We start from the raw sequence: 21,859 nt of genomic DNA, 5'->3' as shown, positions 1-21,859 counted from the left end.
AGATTTATTATGGTATTCGAAGGTCATTTAGTTGGTACAGGATTAAAAGTTGGAGTTGTTGTTGGACGTTTTAATGAATTTATTACAAGTAAGTTACTTGGCGGCGCTTTAGACGGATTAAAGCGTCACGGTGTAGAAGAAGCTGATATCGATGTTGCTTGGGTTCCTGGTGCATTTGAAATTCCTTTAATTGCTAAAAAGATGGCGAATAGCGGGAAATATGATGCTGTTATTACGTTAGGCACTGTCATTCGTGGTGCTACAACACATTACGATTACGTTTGTAATGAAGTAGCAAAAGGTGTTGCATCTTTATCACTACAAACAGACATCCCTGTTATTTTCGGTGTATTAACGACTGAAACGATCGAGCAAGCGATTGAACGTGCAGGCACGAAAGCTGGTAATAAAGGCTATGAATCCGCCGTTGCTGCGATTGAAATGGCTCACTTATCAAAACAATGGGCATAAAAAAAAGAGGCTGCGGCCTCTTTTTTATTTCTTCACTTTTCTCCGTACATCTTTTATTAATTCATCCATTGTCTTTCCTTCTGTTTGTATACGAAGCGTTTGTGCTGTTTTCCATACATTCTCTCTTTTCTTCGCTTCTTCTATAATAGTAATTTCTTTTCGTACTTCCTTTAAATCTTTCCCTTCTGTTTTCAATCCAAAATGTTCAGCTTTCGTTCGAAAATGTTGTTCAATTCGTTGTTGCATCTCTTTTTGTTCAGGATTTTCGGCGGCCTTAACTGGATCAGCACTTATTGCTTTTAGTAAAATGAGACAAGTCATAATCGCTAATATATATTTGTGCATGTAAAATCCTCCAACCCAATATAAATTACATATTTACTATGTACAATTGGGGCTTGGAAAATTCGTCCACCAAAATTCTTTTTCCACTCAAAAGCCAATAGTATCAAGCGTTTACAATTATTTATTACATTTTATTTACAAAAAAAGCAAACTCTTTTACAAGTTTGCTTTTTTCTATTTTATAATGCACATTCCTCAATCTCAAATCCTAAATCTTCAATCATACCCCAGTCTGCAGTCGGTTCTTGTCCAGCTGTCGTTAAGTAGTCTCCAACAAAAATAGAGTTTGCTGCAAATAAACCGATTGGCTGTACAGAACGTAAATTAATTTCACGCCCTCCTGAAATGCGAATTTCCTTCGTTGGGTTTACAAACCGCATCATCGCCAGCACTTTTAAACATTCTACCGGTGTTAACTCCTTTTGTCCTTCAAGCGGCGTACCCTTTACAGCAACAAGGAAATTACATGGAATGGAATCTGCATCTATACGTTGTAATTCGAATGCAATTTCAGCGCGCTCTTCTATTGTCTCTCCCATTCCAAAGATTGCCCCAGAACATGGTGAAATACCCGCTTGTTTCGCTTTTTGAACTGTATCAACACGATCATCATACGTATGAGTGGAGCAAATGCTTTCGTAATTATTCGCATGTGTATTTAAGTTGTGGTTATAACGATGTACACCCGCTTCCGCTAAACGTCCTGCTTGATCTTCGTTTAAGAAACCTAAACAACAACAAATCTTTAAATCTGTCGTTTCACGAATCTCTTTAACTGCTCCAATTACGTGATTCACCTCTTTATCAGTCGGACGACGACCAGATGCCACAATACAATATGTACCCGCTTTACGGCGAATTGCTTCGTGTGCTCCTTCTACAATCTTTTCCTGCGTTAGCCATGCATATTTATCAATCGGTGCTTCTGAAATAATAGACTGTGAACAATATCCGCAATCTTCAGGGCATAATCCAGACTTCGTATTAATAATCATATTTAATTTTACTTTCTTACCAAAGTGATGATGGCGAATGATATACGCAGCATTCATAATTTCTAAAATCTCTGTATCGTCAGCCTCTAATATCGCTATTGCATCTTCTTTCGTAATCACTTTCTCTTCTAATACGTCGTATGCAAGTTTTTTCCAATCCCTTTTTGTTTGTACTTGTTTCATTTCATCTCTTCCCCTCTTTTGTTATATGCACAAATAAAGCATGATACGTTGCCATTATCCCTTCATTTCCCGTGAAGTCTCTTTCGTATATGCGAAGCATCGCACGAAAGAGTGAGGGACTTTGACAATATGATTCTTCATTACTATTGGTCGCTCCTACTTTACGAATAGACTGTAGAAACTCCCTAACTTCTGTAAATCTCTCTATGTAACATGTTTCAGAAACATGTACATCCCCTGTTTCTATCTCACATATATGGTGCAACTGATTTTTCGAATAAAATCGTTGCCCAATCGATGTTTCATTTTGTATATTTTTTTCTTCTTTCGCCCGCTGGAACGAAGCATGCAATTCTTGAAATGTTTCCTGTCCAAACGTTGAAAAGAGTAATATCCCCTCTATAGATAAATGACGAAATAAATTTGTTATCACTTGTTTTAAATCATTTAGCCATTGAAATGTAGCATTTGAAATAATGACATCATACGTTTCTTCTAGTCGTAATCTTTCGATATCCTCACAATAAAATGTTACATTGTTTACATTTTGTCTAGTTTTCGCAACTGCAATCATACTTTCAGCAAAATCAATAGCTGTAATTTGTGCTTTCGGAAATAAGTTTGATAATTGCTCTGTAACATATCCTGTCCCGCATCCAAGTTCTAAAATACGTATCGATGAATTTGCACTATATCGCCGATTCAATGTAGAAAGTAATGAATGCGCCATCTTTTTTTGTACATTTGCAAATTGATCGTAGGATACAGCTGCCACGTTAAATCGTTTTTGTAGTAACGTTTTGTTGATCATGTCGTATCCCCTCTACAAATTGAATTATCTCATTTGCGCAATATTCAAAATTCGTTACGCATAATGCATGTCCAGCCTTATTTACTACCTTGAGCATAGCAGTCTCATTCCTAGCCATATTACGTGCTGCAGACAATGGACATATTACATCCTGCTCTCCATGAATAAGCAGTATAGGTACTTTCATTTCTTTCAGTTCTTCTCTCATATCTGTTTCTATTAAATAATCTAAACCTAATTGTAAAGAATGAATAGAATCACCTTTAAAGTGTTTTATCATATCTTCAAACCTTTTATTCTCTTTCAACTCATCTTTCGTAAACATATTTTCATAAAACCGCTTGAGCGTATCTTCTTTCTTTCTCGCCACATTCTTTTTCAGCCGCTCTACATGCAAAGCATTCCATCCATTACTATAGTCACTTGCATTTGTAAATTTAGCAGTGCCACCAATTAGTACGATACCCTTTGCCTTAATTTTTTTATAAGCTTGAATTGCCGCTAACGCTCCTAGTGACCATCCAACTAAAATTACTTTGTCATCCTGTGCTACATCTATAATCCGATCCGCAAACTCACTTTGTTCTTTCACATTACGCCAATCAATGCATTGAACAGGATATTTTTTAAAATGCGGAAGTACTAAATCCCAAATATTTTCTTCCATTCCCCACCCAGGGATAAAAATAATCTTCAGCTCTTTCATACAAAAAGCTCCTCTTCTTTCGCAATGTGGATAATTCGGTCAATAGCCCATTTTAAATCAGCTATTGTATGTTGAGATGTAACTGCAAAGCGAATTCGAGAACTATTGATTGGTACAGTTGGCGGACGAATTGCAATAGCTGCAATACCTGCCTCTTGTAACCTTTTGCTAAACCGTAAAGCTGTTTCATTTGAACCGACTACGATCGGTACAATGTGAGTTGAGCTATTTCCAATATCAAAACCAGCTTCTCGTAAATGGTTTCTGAAATATGCTCCATTCTCTATAAGTCTCTCTCTTCTTTCATTATCTTCTTTTACAATTTCAATTGCTTTTTGTACCGCTCCTAATGTTCCTGGCGGTAATGCAGTAGTAAAAATAAAACTTCTCATCATATTGTGTAAATACTCTATATAAATTGCATCGCCTGTCAAATACGCACCATAACACCCTAAAGCCTTACTAAACGTCCCCATATGTATATCTATTTTTTGAGCAAGATCTTCTTCTATATGAGATAATCCAGCTCCGCCATTTCCATATATTCCACTGGCATGTGCTTCATCAACTATAAGAATTGCCCCGTATTTCTCTTTCAGCTCTACTAACTCCCTTACATACGCAGTATCACCATCCATACTAAAAACAGTATCTGTTACGATTAATTTCCGCTTTTCAGGTGACGCTGTTTTCAACAACTTCTCTAAATGATCCAAATCATTATGACGATACCTTTTATGCTCTGCCCCACTTAATATAATTCCATCAACAATGCTTGCGTGATTTAATTTGTCACTAAACACAATATCGTGACGACTCACTAATGAAGAGATCACTCCAATATTTGCGGTATATCCACTATTCACAACTAAGGCTTTTTCAGTGCCTTTCCAATCGCATATACTTCTCTCAATCTCTTCATACAGTGAATAGTTTCCTACCACGAGCCTTGATGCTGTCGCCCCAGTTCCATATTTTCTTGTACATGCGATAGCAGCTTCTTTTAACCTTTCATCTCCAGCTAACCCTAAATAATTATTTGACGCTAAATTTAGCATCCTTTTCTCATCTCGAATAAGCCATGTCTCTTCTGCTTGTTCTGTTACATGCAAATTACGATACTGCCCTCGCTCATGTAATTGTTGCAATTTAGATTGAAGATGTGTGCGCCACGTTTGATTCATTTCGGATAAGCTCCTCTAATTTTGAAATCATTATATATTCTTTAGCAGATTCCAAGACTTCTTCTTTTGTAAACTCACCTGCAAAGAATGGTAATAAACCTAAAACCGGTACCCCACTTAGCTCTTCAATCATTTCTTTATTTTCTTGCACTCTTTCCATTTCGCATTCTTTGCAGCCAGATAAAATGACACCTGCTACTGTTAAACCATATGCCTTTGCATAAGCGATCGTTAAAACTGTATGATTTACTGTTCCTAATGTAGGGCGTGCTACTACAATAAGTGGAAGTTGTAATTCTTTTGCGAAATCAATTACTAAAGCGTCCTCTGTATATGGAACAGCTAATCCACCTGCTCCTTCTACAAGTAGACTATGAAACTCTTTTAATCGTTCATTATAGTGGTGAATAATATCTTTTAACGTTACTGTCCTTCCAGCTCTTTTCATGGCAAGTCTCGGGGCAAGCGGCTCTTCAATAGAGTAAGGGCAAATTTCATCTTCTTTTGTCGGTACACCTGATAATGCTTTTAGCCTTGCTGCATCTCCCTCTGGATTTGATGCAACATGTCCACTTTGCAACGGTTTATATACCCCGATGTTATATCCCAGTTCTCTAAATACACCCGCTAATGCACCGGCGACTACAGTTTTCCCCACTTCAGTATCCGTTGCTGTTATAAAAAAACCGCTCATTATTCTCCCTCCGTAACATCCGAGATTGCTTTATATAAAATACGTAACATATCATTAATCTCATCAATTGTAGAAGCAAGAGGGGGCATAAATACAATCGTATTACCCAGCGGGCGCAAAATCATACCCAGCTCTCTTGAGCGTTTACATACTTGAACACCGACTCTCTCTGTCCATTCAAACGCTTCTTTCGTTTCCTTATTCTTCACAAGTTCAATTCCAACCATTAACCCGCATTGACGAATATCCCCTACATGTTTATATGCAAAGAGGTCTTCTAATTGCGTCGCCACATATTCTGTTTTACGTGCCACCTCTTCTATTAAATTTGTTTTCTCGTATAGTTCTAGATTCGCAATTGCTACCGCACACCCTAACGGATTCCCTGTATAACTATGTCCGTGGAAAAATGTTTTTTGTTCTTCATAGCCTCCTAAAAAGGCATTATAAATTTCATCTGTCGTTACAGTAATTGCAACTGGTAAATATCCGCCTGTTAAACCTTTTCCGGCTGTCAAAATATCCGGCGTTACATTTTCATGTTCACATGCAAACATTTTTCCAGTACGCCCAAATCCAGTCGCTACCTCGTCTGTGATAAATAATACATTGTATTTTGTACATAAATCGCGCAGTCCTTTTAAGTATCCTTTTGGCATTGTAATCATCCCGCCAGCACCTTGCATTAGCGGTTCCACAATGATGGCAGCTATTTCTTCATGGTTTTCTTTTAACAATTCTTCCATTTCTTCTAAATGCTTCTTCACAATTTCTTCCTTATCGTCTCCATAAGGAGAACGATATGTATATGGATATGGCATTTTAATTGCTTCAAATAAAAGTGAACTATACACTTGGTGAAACAAGTCTATTGCTCCCACTGAAACAGCTCCAATTGTGTCACCATGATACGCTTCTTTTAATGTAACAAATCTTTGTTTCTTCGGTTTTCCTTTATGCTGCCAATATTGAAAGGCCATCTTAATTGCAATTTCAACGGCGCTAGAACCGGAGTCTGAATAAAACACTTTCTTCAAACCTTCTGGTACAACTTCAATTATTTTTTCGGCTAATAAAATAGATGGAACGTTAGCAAGCCCTAGCATAGTAGAATGGGAAATTTTATTTAATTGTTTACGAATTGCCTCATCTAGTTCCGGTACTTGATGTCCATGAACATTTAACCAAATAGACGAAACACCGTCCCAATATTCGTTTCCATTTACATCGTATAGCTTTCTTCCCTCTCCCCGTTCAATAATGACAGGATCTTCTTCTAAATAATCCTTCATTTGTGTAAACGGATGCCATACATAGGCTTTATTTTTTTCCGATAACTCTTCATATGTATAAGATGGTTTGTCAGTCGTACTCTTACTAAAAGTCACAATTTTCACCCCTAATGTTAACTGTTTTATAAATATAGTTAACATTAAAACCAAATGACTGTCAATTATTTTCAAACTAATCAGTTCTTAAAAAAGAACAACTTATCATACGATAAGTTGCTCTACTTTCCATGTTGTATCTTTCCGATTTCTAAAATAATCTCTTCATCCTTTTTTCCTTCTGTATCAATTCCAAGTTGCTTCGCATGCTCAATTAATAAATCATGACGCTGCTCAAATCTAGCCTTATTTACTTCTTTCGTAATTTCTTCTTTTGTTTTTCCATCACTAGAAACCCCTAGTTTCGTAGCTGCTTTCTCCATCGACTTCTTCTCTTCAGCTTCTTTCGCTTTCTTCACTTCTAACTGCTGTATTTGCTTTTGCTTCGCCTGCTCTGATTCAGCTGCAAAAGCTGTGTAAATTCCAGCACTTCCGCCAATGACTAGTAAAGTGGTAAAAAGAATTATTTTTTTCTTCACTCTTCCCTCCCCTTTCAAATTCATTATAACGCACGTTTTCCCAGGATTAAAATCGTTCTCCTTTATTTCCCTAAAAAATTATTGAATATTTTTATTGACATGTGAGACGAATATATGATAAAAATTTAACTAACATCATATGAATCGGCATTGATAGGATTTAGTAGTATTTCGATTTCTGATTTCAGAGAGCTGGTGGTCGGTGCGAACCAGTACAGAGCGAATTATGAATTACCCCCTGGAGCTTCTTTTACGAAACGTAAGGAGTAGTGAAAGACGGTTATAGACCGTTATATCTAAAGAGTGGTGAAACGACACTGTTTCACAATTTAGGGTGGTACCGCGAATTTTTCGTCCCTGCATATATTGCAGGGGCGTTTTTATTTTATTAGCGCATACCATACGACCCTTTATTTTGTGATACATTCATTTCACAAGCTAGGGTGGTACCGCGATTTCTTCGTCCCTGCATAATTATATGCAGGGACGTTTTTTTATCCAATCATTTCCGTATCATATTAAAGAAACAACAATTACCAGTAATTTGTCACAAAATTCTAAAATTTAGAAGGAAATAAACAATATTGGCGAATTTTATATAAAAAAGAGCTATTTTAGATTACTTAGGAGGGGAAAACAATGGTTTCAAAAATTGAATCTGTTCTTTTAACAGTATTTATCTTTTTCTGCATTGGCTTTAGTGTTATCAAATTAGAAGTTTCACCACACATCCCAATTTTATTTGGTATCATTCTTTTATTAGCATTTGGATTTATGAAAAAAATTGATTGGTCTACTATGGAAAAAGGAATGATAAGTAGTATTTCAGCCGGTATTCCATCTATTTTTATATTCTTACTTGTAGGTGTATTAATTAGTGTTTGGATCGCTGCTGGAACAATCCCAACTTTAATGGTATACGGCTTCCAGCTTGTATCTCCAAAAATTTTCATTCCAACTGTTTTTGTTGTTTGTGCAATTGTTGGCACAAGTATCGGTAGTGCCTTTACAACTGCCGCAACTGTAGGACTTGCCTTTATGGGCATGGGTAGTGCGCTCGGATACGATCCTGCTCTAATCGCTGGTGCAATTATTTCTGGTGCATTCTTTGGAGATAAAATGTCTCCTTTATCTGATACAACAAACTTAGCGCCAGCTGTAACGGGTGTAGATTTATTTGAGCATATTCGTAACATGCTTTGGACAACAGTTCCAGCTTTCATTATTGCTTTTATCGCATTTTTCATTTTAGGAAGCGGTACTAGTGGAGACGTTGACTTCACAAACTTTATTAGCACATTAGAGAAAAATGCAACGATTTCTATCGTTACACTTATTCCAATATTATTACTGTTCCTATTCGCATTTAAAAAAGTTCCAGCAGTTCCAACATTACTTGCTGGAATTATAGTAGGGATCATTATCCTCTTTATATTTAAACCTAGTACTTCTTTAACTGATTTAATGAAAATTATGCAAGACGGTTACGTTTCTAAAACTGGTATGAAAGATATTGATAGCTTATTATCTCGCGGTGGCCTGCAAAGTATGATGATGTCAATCGCTCTTATTTTCCTAGCTCTTTGTATGGGAGGATTATTACAAGGAATGGGTATTATTACGCAGCTAATGAATATCATTTCTAGCTTCGTAAAAACTAGCACACGCTTAATTATTTCTACTGCTTCAACTGCAATCGGTGTGAACTTCTTACTTGGTGAGCAGTACTTATCTATCGTTTTAACAGGACAAGCATTCGCTAATAAATATGATGAAGTCGGTTTAGAACGTCGTAATTTATCACGAGTATTAGAAGATGCAGGTACAGTTATTAACCCACTCGTACCATGGGGAGTAAGTGGCGTATTCTTATCGAACGTCCTTGGTGTTCCGACATTTGATTACGTTCCATTCGCAATCTTCTGCTTAGCTTGTCCAGTCGTAACAATTATTGTTGGTTTCACTGGATTTGGCCTTTCATGGAAGAAAGAAAAAGCAGTAACACTTTCATAATATATTAAAAAGGATTACCTGAATCGGTAATCCTTTTTATATTTCTCCACTATCTATTTGCTTTTTTTCTTCTAAATAAAAGAAGGAATCCCGCTCCAATAAATGCCAATCCAGCTCCAATTGTAGAAGCAACACTTGTACCTGTTTTCGGTAAATCACGTTCTTCTTTCTTTTCACTTACAGTTGTTGTTTCTTTTGCATTTTGATTATCCGTTGTAGTTTGTCCAGATCCTGCATTATTACCTTCATCTGTTGGTGGTGTCGTTGGATTTCCTCCATTATTTCCTTCACCTGTTGGTGGTGTCGTTGGATTTCCTCCATTATTTCCTCCACCTGTTGGCGGTGGTGTTGGATTCTCTCCACCAGTTTCCTTATCATCATCGTTCTTCTTCGTTATATCAATTGCATATTTAGCAAATTCATTCTCAGATGGTCCAACATATGATATGTTCCCATCTTTCTTTATATATTTTTGTGCATTTGGTGAAGAATCAAATGTTGTATGTAATTTATCTGCAACAATCGGTTTAAATGTCCAATTTTTATCTGCTGCTGGATCAATAACTGGTGTTTCTTGCATATACTTCACAATGATTTGACGTGTTTCATCTTGTGATTGGTATACAACTTCCCCTTTACTTACACCCGGGAACGTTTGGCTACTTCCGCGATAGTTATTTGTAGCGACGATGAACTCTTGATTGTCAGCTACTGGCTTCCCTTCATATGTCATATTTATAATACGATTCGTATTTGCATTTACAACTTTTCCATCTTTATCGTATTTTGCTGGTTGTGTTACATCAATTTCGTATTTTAAGCCATCTAAAATATCGAAGTTATATGTAGGATAGCCTATATTTACTAATGGTTGTTCTTCTGTTTTCTTTGGATCGATTTGATTAAACTGACCTGCAGACATTTCAAGCCATTCTTTCACTTGTGCCCCATTTACTTTTACAGCATATAACGTATTTGGATATACATATAAATCTGCAACGTTTTTAATTGCTAACGTTCCAGCTGGAATATCCGTATAATATGTAGCACCGTTTCGGCCACCTGCTTTAAATGGTGCGCCTGCAGATAAAACTGGAATTCCTTTATATTTGCTATACTGTCCATTTTCAGCAAATAACTTTTCTACATACCATTTTTGTGCATTTGTTACAAGTTGTACAGAAGGATCATCTTGTACTAATGAGAAATAACTATTGATTGGCGCTGTCGTTTTTCCTACAGCTGTATTCACATAATCAATTGTCGCTTGGTGATCATCTTTAATTTCATTAACTAATTTTTCATCAGATTTTACTAATGGGTTCCCTTTACTATCAGCAATCGGACGAAGTTGCGGCTTCGATTGCTCTTTTTGTACTTCCCATTTTCCGTTTACCTTTTTCAATTGCATATCAATAATACCTAAGTTACTTCCAAAGACACCAGGCATTACAACTGGAACACCATTAAATACGTCCTTCACTTCAGTATGTGAGTGTCCCATTAACACTGCATCTACACCAGGAACTTCTGTTAAATAATACGATGCGTTTTCCATGCCAACGTTGTATCCACTCTTATCAACACCGGAATGTGCTAGTGCAACGATAACATCTGCACCTTCTGCTTTCATTTTTGGCACCATTTTCTTCGCTGTTTCAACTATATCTTTCGCTTTCACTTTTCCTTCTAAATTTGCTTTATCCCAGTTCATAACTTGAGGTGGAACAAATCCCATTACGCCAATTTTCACTTTTTGTTTTTGACCTGATTCATCTTCTACTTCTTTTTCAAAAACATGATATGGTTTAAAGTAATTTTGATCATTCTCTTCATTATTATCTTTATCATCTTTATAAACGTTCGAGTTAATAACCGGGAATTCTGTTTTACTAATTACTTTGTTTAAATAATCTAAACCGTAGTTAAATTCATGATTCCCAAGAGAGATGACGTCATACTTCATTAAATTCATTAAACGATATAATGGGTGTGTATAACTAGGATCCACAGGCTTCTTCGGATCATTTATTTTATTCGCTACATAATCTCCAAGCGGTGTCCCTTGTAATGCATCTCCATCATCAAATAGGACAGAGTTCTTCGCTTCTTCACGTGCTTTATTCACAAGTGTTGCAGTTTGCACGAGACCTACTTTATTATCGGTTTTCGTTTGATAATAATCGTAATTCATTAAGTTAACGTGAATATCTGATGTTTCTAGAATTCGTAAGTTAACCGTACTCTCCCCAGTTTGCTCATCCGCATGAGCTGTTGCTGGCAATACTTGCGGCGCTATAACGCCAATAGCAAGAGTTGCTCCAGCTAGCATTTTTTTTGACTTTTTCACAAAAAATCCCCCTTATACAATTACCAAAAATAATGAAATGAATCCGTCTCTAATCACATACCTTTTTTCTTCTATTGGAGATAAGATTTTCATTTCATCCTGCGCTAATGAGTAGTCCTCTTAAACGCTCGATTGGTGAGATTTTACTCATCGGGAAATAAAGCCCTACTAATTAAAATTTCACCTTATCTGACATTATCATATATAATGTACTTTCATATCGTCAATATTTTTTGACATACTTCTACAAATTTTCTGTAAAGTTATTGTAAACTTTTCATAAACATATAATATGCCCTTACATTGTTAATACTGCTGAATATGATACAATTACCAATTACAAGGAGGATGAATTTATGAAAAAAGTCATCTTAACAATTGTTTGTCTCCTCCTTCTAATCATTTCTTATTCTTATTTTGAAAAGAACGATGAGACAAAACAAAATGAACCCGAAGAAAAAACAGAAAAAACATCTACTCCAAGTTGGATTGATAAGCAAACAAACGATTCCTTTTATCATCTCGTACTAGGTGATTCGCTCGCCAAAGGATATGGATCGACACAAGGCGGATTTGCTGAATTAGCCTCTAAACAAATAGAAGCACAAATTCATAAACCAATTACTGTAGAAAACCTTGGGATAAACGGTCTTACAACAGATCGTCTCGCTAAAAAAGTTCAATCAGAGGATGTAAAACAAAAAATTAGAGCAGCCAATATTATTACAATTAATATTGGGGGAAATAATTTGTTTCGCTTAAATCGTGATGTCGGTGTTATAGACGGTATTAAAATGTTAAATAAAGAAAAAGCTCATTTTGAAGCGGATGTAAAAAATATTGTAAAGACAGTCCGAGATCAAAATCCGGATGCTTTACTCATTCTTTCTGAACTCTATAACCCGTTACAACTCGATGACTCCATCGCAAGTTATGCAGATATGTTTTTAGATGGCTGGAATGAATCTGTTTATTCCATTGCAAAAGCAAATCAACCATCTATCGTTTTACCAATTCGCAAATTAATATCGAATGATAAGAAAGAATTACTCTTTGACCAAGTACACCCAAATGATAAAGGCTATTCGATTATTGCTGATTCCTTTACAAAAAAAGTGTTGGCCTACAAATATTAAAATTCACATGAAACAATTCTATTTTTATAACATGTCTTTTTTGTTACAATGAGAGTGGAAGGGGGGCCTTTATATGGAATCACGCGAGTGGGAACGTATTGTTGATCATCTTCTTTCGCTAGTGCCTCTTTTTTATCGCAAATTTATGCTCCCTGGAGAATTTTCTTCTCAAAGACATATGCCGCCATCACATACACAAGTATTACTGCTTCTGCATGAAAATGGTACATTAGCAGTTTCCGAAATCGGCAAGCGGCTAGCGATTTCAAGGCCTAACATGACACCTCTTTTAAACAAACTGATTCAAGAGGAACTAATAGAGCGTCATTATAGCGAAAAAGATCGACGGGTCATTTTAATTTCCCTAACAACTGAAGGGAAATTGTTAGTAAATCAGTATCAACAATTCATTTTAGACAAATTAAAAGAAAATTTCCAAACATTATCTGAGGAAGAACGTGAAAAGCTCATTCACTCTCTTCAAACCATTCAAAATTTAATTTTGAAAACAAACGCATAAAGCTGCTTCTAAATAGAAGCAGCTTTATGATTCGTAATAATTACCATAGTATACATTTGAATATGGCCATGTCGTTAAATATGGTTTGTGTTCTTGCATAGGCTGTTGTTGTGGTATTTGTGGTATTTGCTGAAATTGTTGCTGTGGGTACCCTCCAAATTGCTGCCTCATATCATTTACTGGATAATAATTTGTATATGGGTATACTCGAGGTACATAGTAATAATACATCCATTCTCTCCCCCTTTTTCTTAAACATATTCAAAGGAGAAAATGAATGTGCCATTCTTTATATTTGCATGAGTGGTTCTCTCACTTTTTTCTTTCTATTCTTCAAACGTAACTTACGGTTCTTTTCATACAAATAATGCACAACAAAATATGAAATTACCCCAAACACAACCCCTAAAATCGTCATTCCAATTAATACATACACTTCACTTTGTAATAACCCCTTTAATATCGTAAAAATGTGACTCGAAAACAAGTCCGATATCGTAAAGGGTTCATGATGTATTTTTTTTACATGAAATGGATAAATCATTTTTCCTAACGCATAAGCAAATGGAAATAAAAATACCGGTAAAAATGATATTTTCCCGATAATATTGCCAATCACCGCAGCAGGAAAAGATCCCTTTGCTAACCTGACGATTGGATAAAATATTAAATAGACGAGCGATGCCGTATATATAACCAACATCTCTAAACCAAAACCAATCGCAAACCCTAACGATACTTTCTTTGCGCCTTCTGGCGACCGAAGCAACTTATAATATTGAAACTTTAACATTCTCCACATCCGCTGAAAAAACGAATATGTTTTCTTAGTTGTTTTCACCCTCATCATCTCTTTAACTATATTTTTTTATCTAGTATGTCCTTACATGATATGAAAAACAAATTTAGTTTACTCTTTTTATTATAAATGATATAAAGACGGTTAACCAAATATACATACGACATTTCAATATAAAAAAGCACACCTCCAGTTATTTATATCTAACAACTGGAGGTGTACATCATTTAGAAAAGCTCTTCTACATTTTTAAATAAACTTACTAATAATGCTTTTTGCGCATGCAGTCGATTACCGGCTTGCTCAAATACGATAGACTGTGGTCCATCTATAATTTCGCCTGTTACTTCTTCTTCACGATGGGCAGGTAAACAGTGTAAGAAACGATACGTTTGCTTCGCATGCTTAACAAGTTCGTTATTGATTTGGTATGGCTGAAATAAAGTATATTTCTCTTCTTCGCCCTCTTGCCCCATGCTCATCCAAACGTCAGTATAAATGAAATCTGCTTCATTCACCGCTAGTTCAGGGTTATGCAAAATTTCAATTTTCGCTCCTGTTTCTTCAGCAATCGTTAACGCTTTTTTTACAATTTCCTCATTTGGTTCATACCCTACAGGCGTTGCAACAGTCATATGCATTCCGACTTTTGCACTCGCTAGCAACAATGAATGACATACATTATTTCCGTCACCTACGTAAGCCAATTTTATTCCTTTAAATGTATTTGTTTCTTCATATATCGTCATGAGGTCTGCCAATGCTTGACAAGGATGATGATCATCCGTTAAACCGTTAATAACAGGAATACTCGATTCTTTTGCAAGCTCTTCTACATCCGCGTGTGAGAATGTACGTATCATAATCCCGTCAATATACTGTGATAATACTTTCGCAGTATCTGAAACGGTTTCTCCTCTTCCCATTTGCATCTCTTTTCCACTTAAAAACATACCATGTCCCCCGAGTTGTACCATTCCCGCTTCAAAAGATACACGAGTACGAGTTGAATGCTTATCAAAAATAAGCCCTAATATTTTGCCTTGTAATAAAGGCTCTTGCTTATTCTTTTTTAAATATATAGCGAACTCAATTAAAGAAATAATTTCTTCTTTCGTTAATTCTTCTAGTGTTAAAAGATCTTTCGTATTTAATTTCGGTACTTGTACAGTTGACATGAAACTTCCCCCTTATATGATTGATACGTTTTTTGTACAAACTACTTTTTTTATTATATATACTGCCTGTTCTAACTCTTCATTCGTGACAATGAGTGGCGGTAATAGTCTTATAACATTAGGGCCTGCTTGTAATACGAGAAGTCCCTCTTTTTCTAGTTGTTCTATAAAACTTGCAACTTCATGCGTACATTCAATTCCAACCATAAGCCCCTTACCACGTATATTTTGAATACATTCGACATGTCGTAATTCCTCTTGCAACTTCTGTAATACGTACTCGCCCTTTTCCTTTACTTCTTTTAAAAACGATGGTTTCTTAGTTATTTGCAATACTTCTTTCGCCGCAGCCATTGCAATATAATTTCCACCAAACGTTGAACCATGTGACCCTGCAGGAAACGATATTCCAAGTTCTTTCCGGCCAATCATTGCTCCAACTGGAATGCCATTTCCAAGCGCCTTAGCGGTAGTAACGATATGAGGTGTTATTCCCATTTGTTCGTAAGCAAATAATGTCCCTGTTCTTCCTATCCCCGTTTGTACTTCGTCTATAATAAATAAGGAACCGAACTTATTACATAATGTTTCAATCTCTTTCAAAAAAGATAGATCAGCAGGTATTACTCCTCCCTCTCCTTGAACAACTTCTACCATTACCGCCGCAACTTCTTCATTCATTACTTCCTCTAATACTTTAATATCGTTAAAAGGGATATGTAAAAAAGATGGAAGTAATGGACCAAATCCTTCTTTTACCTTATCTTGGCCCGTTGCACTCATCGTTCCAAATGTTCTACCGTGAAAAGACTGCTGGCATGTTACGACGAGAGATTTTCCAGTATGCTTACGTGCTAACTTTAAAGCCGCTTCATTTGCCTCTGCCCCACTATTACAGAAAAACACATAATCTAATGCTCTATTTTCTGTTAATAATGACGCAACTTCTTCTTGTAAGCTGTTTGTAAACAGGTTAGATATATGCCATATATCATCAAGTTGCTCTTGTACACCTTTGAGAACAGTAGGGTGACAATGTCCTAAATTACATACGCCAATTCCTGATGTAAAATCTAAATACTCCTTACCTTTATTATCAATAACTTTCGTTCCAGTTCCCTTTACAAACTCAATAGTTCTTCTGCCATACGTTTGAAAAAGATGACTCGTCATGCAATACTCACGCCTTTCGTTACCGTCGTTCCAATACACTCTCCCGTAACCTCAGTAAAATCTTTTGTACCATTCACAATACTTATCTTTTGCACTCCCATTTTTAATGATGCTAGTGCCGCCTGTACTTTCGGAATCATCCCACCTGTAATAACACCTGTTTCTATAAAAGTTGCAATTTCAGATTCATCCGTTTCCTTTACCAAATTCCCTTCATGTAATATTCCATCTACATCCGTAATAAAAACAAGCTCTTTTGCCCCTAACGCGGCCGCAATCCCAGCTGCAGCATTGTCCGCATTTATGTTATAAATTTCATTACCATTTACCCCGATTGGAGCAATAACAGGAATATACCCCATATTTATTAATCCTTTTAATAAGGCTGTTTCTACATAACTTACTTCTCCCACATATCCTATCTCCTCGCTGACAGGTTGAACTTGAAGTAAATTGCCGTCACACCCTGAACAACCTACAGCAAGTAAATTATGCTTTTGTAAATTCATTACGAGTTTTTTATTCGTACTTCCGCATAGCACCATTTGAACAACATCCATAACTTCTTTTGGTGTTACGCGTAATCCATCTCTTTTTTCTACGTTGATGTTACAATCTTTTAATTTGGCATCAATTTCTGGCCCACCACCATGGACAATCACTACTTTATACTTCTGTTGCAATTTCTTTATACATTCAAAAAACACACCATGTAATTGATTCAACATACTACCGCCGCATTTCACTACAATATAATCGCTCATCTTCTCTCTCCTTATGTACGATAACAAGCGTTTATTTTCACATATTCATAGCTTAAGTCACAGCCCCAAGCTGATCCTGTCTCTTCACCTAAGTGTAAGTACACATTAATCACTATTTCATCTTCTTGTAATCTCTCTTTCATTTCTTCTTCAGAAAATATTTGAGGCTCACTATTTTTTAATACCGATATAGATTGAAGAGTGATGTCAATTGTGTTCGGATTAATAGCTACTTCACTTTGTCCAATACTGCTAATAATTCGCCCCCAGTTTGGGTCTTCACCATATATTGCTGTTTTCACAAGACTCGAACCGACTATTTGCTTTGCAATTTTTTTTGCCTCTTCATTCGTTTGAGCTCCTAGCACATTTACTTCTATTAACTTCGTAGCGCCTTCACCATCTTGCGCAATTTTTTTTGCTAAATCTTCACATACCTTCTGTAAAGCAAATACGAAAGTTTCCCAATCTGTATGTTCCATATTTATCGGCCTTGTTTCTGATAATCCACTTGCCATAACGATGACCATATCATTCGTAGAAGTATCTCCATCTACCGTAATTTGATTGAATGTATGATTCGTGATTTGTGATAATGCTGTTTGTAATACGTCATGCTCTATATGAGCGTCTGTCGTAATAAAACTTAGCATCGTTGCCATATTTGGATGAATCATCCCTGAACCTTTCGCAACACCAGCAATCAGCACTTTCTTCCCATCAATCATCATCTCATAGCAAGTTTCTTTCGTTATAAGATCCGTCGTTAAGATTGCTTCAGAAAAAGAATGGGCTTCCCTTTCTTCCTTCGCCGGGATAAGAGTTGCAATTCCCTTTCGGATTATCTCCATCGGCAGCGGAACACCAATTACACCTGTTGAAGCTACTGCAACGTAATTTTCTTTCACTCCAAAATGTTCCGCCCCTAATGCACGCATCTCGTATGTATCTTGTAATCCTTTCATTCCTGTACAAGCATTTGCATTTCCACTATTGACGATAATAGCTTGTAATTTCCCCTCAGTCGCTATACTATCCTTCGTTACTTGCAAGGGTGCTGCTTGTATTTGATTCGTTGTATACACAGCGGCACATGATGCTGGTACATCACAAACGATGGCACCTAAATCCTTTTTCTCCTTTTTCAAACCATTTGCAGTACCAATTGCCGAAAAGCCTTTCGGCGTTACAATTGAACCATTTTCTAATTTTGTAATAGACGCTACTTTAATCATCATGTCCCCCTTATAGATAAAGCGGCATATGTTGTAAACCTGTTGTCTCTTCTAGTCCCGCTATTATATTTGCATTTTGAATCGCTTGCCCAGCCGCACCTTTCATCATATTGTCTATAACAGAAACGACTGTCACTCTTCCTGTTCTTTCATCGTAAGCTATCCCCATATCACAATAATTTGAGCCCCTCACTTCTTTCAGACTTGGAAACTCTCCTTGCGTACGAATTCGAATGAAAGGCTCTTGTTCATACGTTTCTTCATATAATTTTTGAAGTTGTTCTATTTCCATTTCTCGTTTTACTTTCGCATAAAGTGTAACCATAATTCCCCGTGATATCGGTATTAAATGTGTACTAAACGTGATTGGCTTCGTTTCCCTATTCCACTCCGCAAGCATTTGCTCAATCTCAGGAACGTGTTGATGCTCATTTACTTTATAAATACGCAAGTTATCGTATAACTCAGGAAAGTGAGTCATTGTTGTTGGCGTTTTGCCTGCTCCAGATACTCCTGATTTCGCATCAATAATAATGGAATTTTCTTCAATTATGTCGCTACGAACTAATGGCAATGTCGCTAATAATGCAGCTGTAGCAAAGCATCCCGGATTTGCAATTAAATTTGCCTTTTGAACCTCGGACCTTTTCCATTCACTTAGCCCATATACAGCTTTACTAAGAACTCCTTCTTTTGCAGCTGTCCTTTTATACCACTGTTCATATATGAAAGGATCTTTCATACGAAAGTCTCCAGATAAGTCAATTACTTTTAAACCTACTGCTAATAATTTTGGAGTTAGCTCCGCTGATACTCCTGCCGGGGTTGCCAAAAACACAATTTCTGCTTCTTTCACTATTTCCCCCGCATCAATTTCTTGTAACGTATGAACAAGAACATTTTGAAAATGCGGATATACATTTGTTATACACTCGCCAACTTGGGAAAAAGAATGAAGAGATGCTATCGAAAAATATGGATGTTGCTCTAATAACCGAATTAACTCAATACCTCCATACCCAGTTGCTCCAATAATCGCGACTTTCATATGCTCCTCCTCATATCGATTCTTTAAATTAAGTATGATTATAATATTGTATATTTATAGAGTCAATTAAATATTTATAAATTTTACAAACTTAAAAAACTTAATTTTACTAGAAAAATAATATACACCACCGAATTTTTATACAAAAATAGTGCATAGTAGTTTTTTTGTTTCACTTCAAGTACAATAAAACAATACATACGTACATACAGGCGGGGAAAACATGAATGAAAAATTAATTGAGAAAATGATTATAAAAAGTTTTCAGCAATATCAATGTAATCCTATGTCAAATGAGGATCAGGAAATGCTTATTAAACATATTCAAACGATCATTCATTCAAATACTAAAATTGATGTATACGAGGCAGTTGAGGATATCGTTTACGATTATGTGACTGGAAAATAAAGTGAAACTTTAATCAGTGGGGGTTTTCTTTATCCCCCACTGATTATTAGTTGAACCAATCGGACTTTTATGGGCAGTTGATCCCCCACCTAACTTCTTTGCTTTCGCTGAATTTTGAGAGGGGGTCTTACTGCCCATTAAAGCGGGATAAAAAAATAGGAGATTTCCATATGGAAATCTCCTATTTTTTACTTAATGATTTACCTGCAACACGCTCAAATAAACCTGGGAATAAAGCATAAAGTTTCGGACCAATGCCCATCCATTTCGGTAAGTTTACTTCACGCTTTTTCGTTTGCATCGATTTTACAATTTGCTCTGCTACATATGTTGGTTTTAACATGTATCGTCCCATATTTTTCACATATGTACCGGATTGATCAGCTATTTCAAAAAAGTTTGTATCTATCGGACCTGGATTAATCGCTGTTACGAAAACATTCGTACTAGACAACTCCATGCGTAAACTATTCGTAAATCCTAATACTGCATGTTTCGTCGCTGCATATGCACTCGATTTCGGCGTTGCAATTTTCCCAGCAAGTGAAGCAATATTAATAATATGTCCTTCGTTTCTTTTCACCATATAAGGTAGTACCGCTTTCGTACAAGCTACTAATCCAAATACATTTACTTGGAACATATCTTTCACTTCATCCATTGACGCATCTTCAAACGTTTTAAAAATACCAAATCCCGCATTGTTTACTAATATATCAATACGTCCTACCTCTTGTAATACTTTTGAAAAAACAGATTTTACCCCCGTCTCTTCACTTACATCTAATACATAATAATAGCAAGGCGTATTATAAGTTTCTTTAATTTTGTCTGCTAATGCTTTTAATTTCTCTTCTGTTCTAGCCATTAATACTGGAGTCGCCCCTTGCTCTGCAACCTGCATTGCAACTTGCTCTCCAATTCCACTAGAAGCACCTGTAATGACGATTACTTTATTTTGTAAACGTCCCGTCATTGCTGTCACCTACTTTGCATAATAAATCAATTGTTGCGAAGATTCATCAATCATCACTTGTTGATTATATGCTAAAAAGTCTAATTGTCCAACCGTTTCTGAAATAGTAAGTGGTAATTGTTCCTTATACAATACCGGAAATAGTTTTACACATACTTCAAATGCTGTCATTGGTTTTTCCTTTAATAACTCAAGCACTTTAAATGCACGTGTTTCTTGCTTTTGTAATCTCGTTTCAATAAGTTGCTTCACATTGAGAACATCTTCTCCATGTCCTGATAAAATGCGCGAAATATTCATTTCACTTAAACGCTTTAACGTTTGATTATATTGTAACAATGGGCGCGCCCTTTCTGTTTGTCCTTCATATGGTGGTTCTAATATTGGATTCGAAGAAATATGACTAATGAGAGCATCCCCTCCAATTAGTATTCCATCAGATTCTCTATATAATGAAATATGAGTGGAAGCATGACCTGGTGTTTCAATTACTGTAAACCCAGGCATTGAATCAATACGATCTCCCTCTCTCACAGTATGCGTTAACGATCTATTACAAGAATATTTCAGTGTCCTTGTCGTCAATAACGCCTCGTCTTTCAAAAATGCTGCTGGAACACCAAATTGTAAAGCCGTCTCTCTAAAAAACTCATGATATCGCTTTAAAAATTCTGGATTTTGCGTGATCCACGGCTCATTCCAAGGGTGTCCAATAATGTTCGTCTTCTCAGAAAATATATTTAAAAGCCCACAATGATCCGCATGATGATGCGTAATAACTACTGTTTTAATATCTTCTATCGTATATCCTAATGTACCTAATTGACTTTCTAACGCATTTCTTGCCTCTTCTGTATTCGTCCCTGTATCAATTAATGTTAATGTCTCCCCCTCAACTAAAAACACATTCACAGTTTCAACTGCAAATGGCACAGGAATCTCCATTCGATGAATCGCCGTCATGCTTAGCCCCCCTGTCTCTTTCCGGTTCAAAAATGAATA

Annotated in this window: 23 protein-coding genes and 1 other annotated feature; of the genes, 5 read left to right on the top strand and 18 right to left on the bottom strand. The window is 36.3% G+C overall.

Annotated features, from left to right (window positions below; genetic code table 11):
- The first annotated feature begins 9 nt into the window (after positions 1-9).
- Entirely contained in the window at positions 10-471 is a 462-nt protein-coding gene (ribH, locus tag AC0NJG_RS05990) for a 6,7-dimethyl-8-ribityllumazine synthase (RefSeq protein WP_000230889.1), read from the top strand.
- A 24-nt stretch (positions 472-495) separates the two neighbouring features.
- Here ribH and AC0NJG_RS05985 read toward each other — a convergent pair whose 3' ends face one another.
- From AC0NJG_RS05985 to AC0NJG_RS05950, 8 genes are all read right to left on the bottom strand, one after another.
- Complete coding sequence (locus tag AC0NJG_RS05985; RefSeq protein ID WP_000549777.1) at positions 496-816, bottom strand: hypothetical protein; 321 nt, start codon at positions 814-816, stop codon at positions 496-498.
- Positions 817-995: 179 nt separating this feature from the next.
- Positions 996-1,994 carry a biotin synthase gene (bioB, locus tag AC0NJG_RS05980; RefSeq protein WP_087954365.1) on the bottom strand — a complete coding sequence of 333 codons (999 nt, stop codon included), beginning with the start codon at positions 1,992-1,994 and terminating at the stop codon, positions 996-998.
- 1 nt (position 1,995) lies between these two features.
- A complete protein-coding gene (bioC, locus tag AC0NJG_RS05975; protein WP_087954364.1) occupies positions 1,996-2,805 on the bottom strand; it encodes a malonyl-ACP O-methyltransferase BioC in 810 nt (269 codons plus the stop codon).
- Positions 2,771-3,511 carry an alpha/beta fold hydrolase gene (locus AC0NJG_RS05970; RefSeq protein WP_087954363.1) on the bottom strand — a complete coding sequence of 247 codons (741 nt, stop codon included), beginning with the start codon at positions 3,509-3,511 and terminating at the stop codon, positions 2,771-2,773. Before AC0NJG_RS05970 ends, bioC begins: the two co-directional genes overlap by 35 nt.
- Positions 3,508-4,695: an 8-amino-7-oxononanoate synthase gene (gene bioF / locus AC0NJG_RS05965; RefSeq protein WP_087954362.1), complete on the bottom strand. Its 1,188-nt coding sequence runs from the start codon at positions 4,693-4,695 to the stop codon at positions 3,508-3,510. The genes AC0NJG_RS05970 and bioF overlap by 4 nt, the downstream gene beginning before the upstream one ends.
- Complete coding sequence (gene bioD / locus AC0NJG_RS05960; protein ID WP_087954361.1) at positions 4,661-5,389, bottom strand: ATP-dependent dethiobiotin synthetase BioD; 729 nt, start codon at positions 5,387-5,389, stop codon at positions 4,661-4,663. The genes bioF and bioD overlap by 35 nt, the downstream gene beginning before the upstream one ends.
- The gene (gene bioA, locus AC0NJG_RS05955) at positions 5,389-6,822 is read right to left on the bottom strand and encodes an adenosylmethionine--8-amino-7-oxononanoate transaminase (protein ID WP_474062922.1); all 1,434 of its coding nucleotides are present in this window, start codon (positions 6,820-6,822) and stop codon (positions 5,389-5,391) included. The genes bioD and bioA overlap by 1 nt, the downstream gene beginning before the upstream one ends.
- Positions 6,823-6,899: 77 nt before the next feature.
- Positions 6,900-7,256: a hypothetical protein gene (locus tag AC0NJG_RS05950; RefSeq protein WP_140168685.1), complete on the bottom strand. Its 357-nt coding sequence runs from the start codon at positions 7,254-7,256 to the stop codon at positions 6,900-6,902.
- A gap of 141 nt (positions 7,257-7,397) precedes the next feature.
- Positions 7,398-7,618: a binding site (T-box leader), on the top strand.
- 277 nt (positions 7,619-7,895) lie between these two features.
- Between AC0NJG_RS05950 and nhaC the strand changes: the two genes are divergently transcribed.
- Positions 7,896-9,269: a Na+/H+ antiporter NhaC gene (gene nhaC / locus AC0NJG_RS05945; protein ID WP_087954358.1), complete on the top strand. Its 1,374-nt coding sequence runs from the start codon at positions 7,896-7,898 to the stop codon at positions 9,267-9,269.
- 49 nt (positions 9,270-9,318) lie between these two features.
- On the opposite strand, the gene cpdB is transcribed toward nhaC, so the two are convergent.
- Positions 9,319-11,619 (bottom strand): bifunctional 2',3'-cyclic-nucleotide 2'-phosphodiesterase/3'-nucleotidase, encoded by a 2,301-nt coding sequence (gene cpdB / locus AC0NJG_RS05940; RefSeq protein WP_474062921.1) that lies wholly within the window; start codon positions 11,617-11,619, stop codon positions 9,319-9,321.
- A 356-nt stretch (positions 11,620-11,975) separates the two neighbouring features.
- Here cpdB and AC0NJG_RS05935 point away from each other — a divergent pair, with 356 nt between their 5' ends.
- Positions 11,976-12,755 carry a GDSL-type esterase/lipase family protein gene (locus AC0NJG_RS05935; protein WP_087954356.1) on the top strand — a complete coding sequence of 260 codons (780 nt, stop codon included), beginning with the start codon at positions 11,976-11,978 and terminating at the stop codon, positions 12,753-12,755.
- A 73-nt stretch (positions 12,756-12,828) separates the two neighbouring features.
- Positions 12,829-13,275, top strand: a complete 447-nt coding sequence (locus tag AC0NJG_RS05930) for a MarR family winged helix-turn-helix transcriptional regulator (protein ID WP_000445823.1) — start codon at positions 12,829-12,831, stop codon at positions 13,273-13,275.
- A 24-nt stretch (positions 13,276-13,299) separates the two neighbouring features.
- Here AC0NJG_RS05930 and AC0NJG_RS05925 read toward each other — a convergent pair whose 3' ends face one another.
- The 7 genes from AC0NJG_RS05925 to argC all read right to left on the bottom strand — a co-directional run bounded on the left by AC0NJG_RS05925 (position 13,300) and on the right by argC (position 19,472).
- Positions 13,300-13,506 (bottom strand): hypothetical protein, encoded by a 207-nt coding sequence (locus AC0NJG_RS05925; RefSeq protein ID WP_087996443.1) that lies wholly within the window; start codon positions 13,504-13,506, stop codon positions 13,300-13,302.
- Between the two features lie 58 nt (positions 13,507-13,564).
- Positions 13,565-14,125, bottom strand: coding sequence for a DUF2062 domain-containing protein (locus AC0NJG_RS05920; RefSeq protein WP_087954354.1), 561 nt, complete (start codon positions 14,123-14,125; stop codon positions 13,565-13,567).
- Positions 14,126-14,301: 176 nt separating this feature from the next.
- On the bottom strand, positions 14,302-15,252 hold the full coding sequence (gene argF, locus AC0NJG_RS05915) for an ornithine carbamoyltransferase (RefSeq protein WP_087954353.1): 951 nt from the start codon (positions 15,250-15,252) through the stop codon (positions 14,302-14,304).
- A gap of 12 nt (positions 15,253-15,264) precedes the next feature.
- Positions 15,265-16,425, bottom strand: a complete 1,161-nt coding sequence (locus AC0NJG_RS05910; RefSeq protein WP_087996441.1) for an acetylornithine transaminase — start codon at positions 16,423-16,425, stop codon at positions 15,265-15,267.
- On the bottom strand, positions 16,422-17,189 hold the full coding sequence (argB, locus tag AC0NJG_RS05905) for an acetylglutamate kinase (protein ID WP_087954351.1): 768 nt from the start codon (positions 17,187-17,189) through the stop codon (positions 16,422-16,424). Before argB ends, AC0NJG_RS05910 begins: the two co-directional genes overlap by 4 nt.
- Before the next feature lie 11 nt (positions 17,190-17,200).
- The gene (argJ, locus tag AC0NJG_RS05900) at positions 17,201-18,424 is read right to left on the bottom strand and encodes a bifunctional glutamate N-acetyltransferase/amino-acid acetyltransferase ArgJ (RefSeq protein WP_140168684.1); all 1,224 of its coding nucleotides are present in this window, start codon (positions 18,422-18,424) and stop codon (positions 17,201-17,203) included.
- 10 nt (positions 18,425-18,434) lie between these two features.
- Positions 18,435-19,472, bottom strand: a complete 1,038-nt coding sequence (argC, locus tag AC0NJG_RS05895) for an N-acetyl-gamma-glutamyl-phosphate reductase (RefSeq protein ID WP_474062920.1) — start codon at positions 19,470-19,472, stop codon at positions 18,435-18,437.
- A 223-nt stretch (positions 19,473-19,695) separates the two neighbouring features.
- Between argC and AC0NJG_RS05890 the strand changes: the two genes are divergently transcribed.
- Positions 19,696-19,881, top strand: a complete 186-nt coding sequence (locus AC0NJG_RS05890; RefSeq protein ID WP_016086378.1) for a YqzH family protein — start codon at positions 19,696-19,698, stop codon at positions 19,879-19,881.
- Positions 19,882-20,062: 181 nt separating this feature from the next.
- Here the strand turns inward: AC0NJG_RS05890 and AC0NJG_RS05885 are convergent, their stop codons facing one another.
- Both AC0NJG_RS05885 and AC0NJG_RS05880 read right to left on the bottom strand, forming a co-directional pair.
- Positions 20,063-20,857 (bottom strand): SDR family NAD(P)-dependent oxidoreductase, encoded by a 795-nt coding sequence (locus AC0NJG_RS05885; RefSeq protein WP_087954348.1) that lies wholly within the window; start codon positions 20,855-20,857, stop codon positions 20,063-20,065.
- Between the two features lie 9 nt (positions 20,858-20,866).
- Complete coding sequence (locus tag AC0NJG_RS05880; RefSeq protein WP_000125139.1) at positions 20,867-21,820, bottom strand: MBL fold metallo-hydrolase; 954 nt, start codon at positions 21,818-21,820, stop codon at positions 20,867-20,869.
- Positions 21,821-21,859: the final 39 nt, after the last annotated feature.

It is taken from the genome of Bacillus sp. SSR7 (assembly GCF_055902415.1).
The sequence above is the reverse complement of the archived record's forward strand: the minus strand, read 5'-3'. Positions and strand labels throughout refer to the sequence as shown.

Excerpts from the sequence above, each read along its gene's own strand:
- argJ (WP_140168684.1), bottom strand. The coding sequence starts at position 18,424 with ATGATTAAAGTAGCGTCTATTACAAAATTAGAAAATGGTTCAATTGTA.
- AC0NJG_RS05935 (WP_087954356.1), top strand. The coding sequence starts at position 11,976 with ATGAAAAAAGTCATCTTAACAATTGTTTGTCTCCTCCTTCTAATCATT.
- AC0NJG_RS05930 (WP_000445823.1), top strand. The coding sequence starts at position 12,829 with ATGGAATCACGCGAGTGGGAACGTATTGTTGATCATCTTCTTTCGCTA.
- bioF (WP_087954362.1), bottom strand. The coding sequence starts at position 4,695 with ATGAATCAAACGTGGCGCACACATCTTCAATCTAAATTGCAACAATTA.
- AC0NJG_RS05985 (WP_000549777.1), bottom strand. The coding sequence starts at position 816 with ATGCACAAATATATATTAGCGATTATGACTTGTCTCATTTTACTAAAA.
- AC0NJG_RS05890 (WP_016086378.1), top strand. The coding sequence starts at position 19,696 with ATGAATGAAAAATTAATTGAGAAAATGATTATAAAAAGTTTTCAGCAA.
- AC0NJG_RS05885 (WP_087954348.1), bottom strand. The coding sequence starts at position 20,857 with ATGACGGGACGTTTACAAAATAAAGTAATCGTCATTACAGGTGCTTCT.
- AC0NJG_RS05970 (WP_087954363.1), bottom strand. The coding sequence starts at position 3,511 with ATGAAAGAGCTGAAGATTATTTTTATCCCTGGGTGGGGAATGGAAGAA.
- argC (WP_474062920.1), bottom strand. The coding sequence starts at position 19,472 with ATGAAAGTCGCGATTATTGGAGCAACTGGGTATGGAGGTATTGAGTTA.
- bioA (WP_474062922.1), bottom strand. The coding sequence starts at position 6,822 with ATGTTAACTATATTTATAAAACAGTTAACATTAGGGGTGAAAATTGTG.
- nhaC (WP_087954358.1), top strand. The coding sequence starts at position 7,896 with ATGGTTTCAAAAATTGAATCTGTTCTTTTAACAGTATTTATCTTTTTC.
- bioC (WP_087954364.1), bottom strand. The coding sequence starts at position 2,805 with ATGATCAACAAAACGTTACTACAAAAACGATTTAACGTGGCAGCTGTA.
- bioD (WP_087954361.1), bottom strand. The coding sequence starts at position 5,389 with ATGAGCGGTTTTTTTATAACAGCAACGGATACTGAAGTGGGGAAAACT.
- argF (WP_087954353.1), bottom strand. The coding sequence starts at position 15,252 with ATGTCAACTGTACAAGTACCGAAATTAAATACGAAAGATCTTTTAACA.
- AC0NJG_RS05925 (WP_087996443.1), bottom strand. The coding sequence starts at position 13,506 with ATGTATTATTACTATGTACCTCGAGTATACCCATATACAAATTATTAT.
- AC0NJG_RS05910 (WP_087996441.1), bottom strand. The coding sequence starts at position 16,425 with ATGACGAGTCATCTTTTTCAAACGTATGGCAGAAGAACTATTGAGTTT.
- AC0NJG_RS05920 (WP_087954354.1), bottom strand. The coding sequence starts at position 14,125 with ATGATGAGGGTGAAAACAACTAAGAAAACATATTCGTTTTTTCAGCGG.
- AC0NJG_RS05880 (WP_000125139.1), bottom strand. The coding sequence starts at position 21,820 with ATGACGGCGATTCATCGAATGGAGATTCCTGTGCCATTTGCAGTTGAA.
- ribH (WP_000230889.1), top strand. The coding sequence starts at position 10 with ATGGTATTCGAAGGTCATTTAGTTGGTACAGGATTAAAAGTTGGAGTT.
- argB (WP_087954351.1), bottom strand. The coding sequence starts at position 17,189 with ATGAGCGATTATATTGTAGTGAAATGCGGCGGTAGTATGTTGAATCAA.
- bioB (WP_087954365.1), bottom strand. The coding sequence starts at position 1,994 with ATGAAACAAGTACAAACAAAAAGGGATTGGAAAAAACTTGCATACGAC.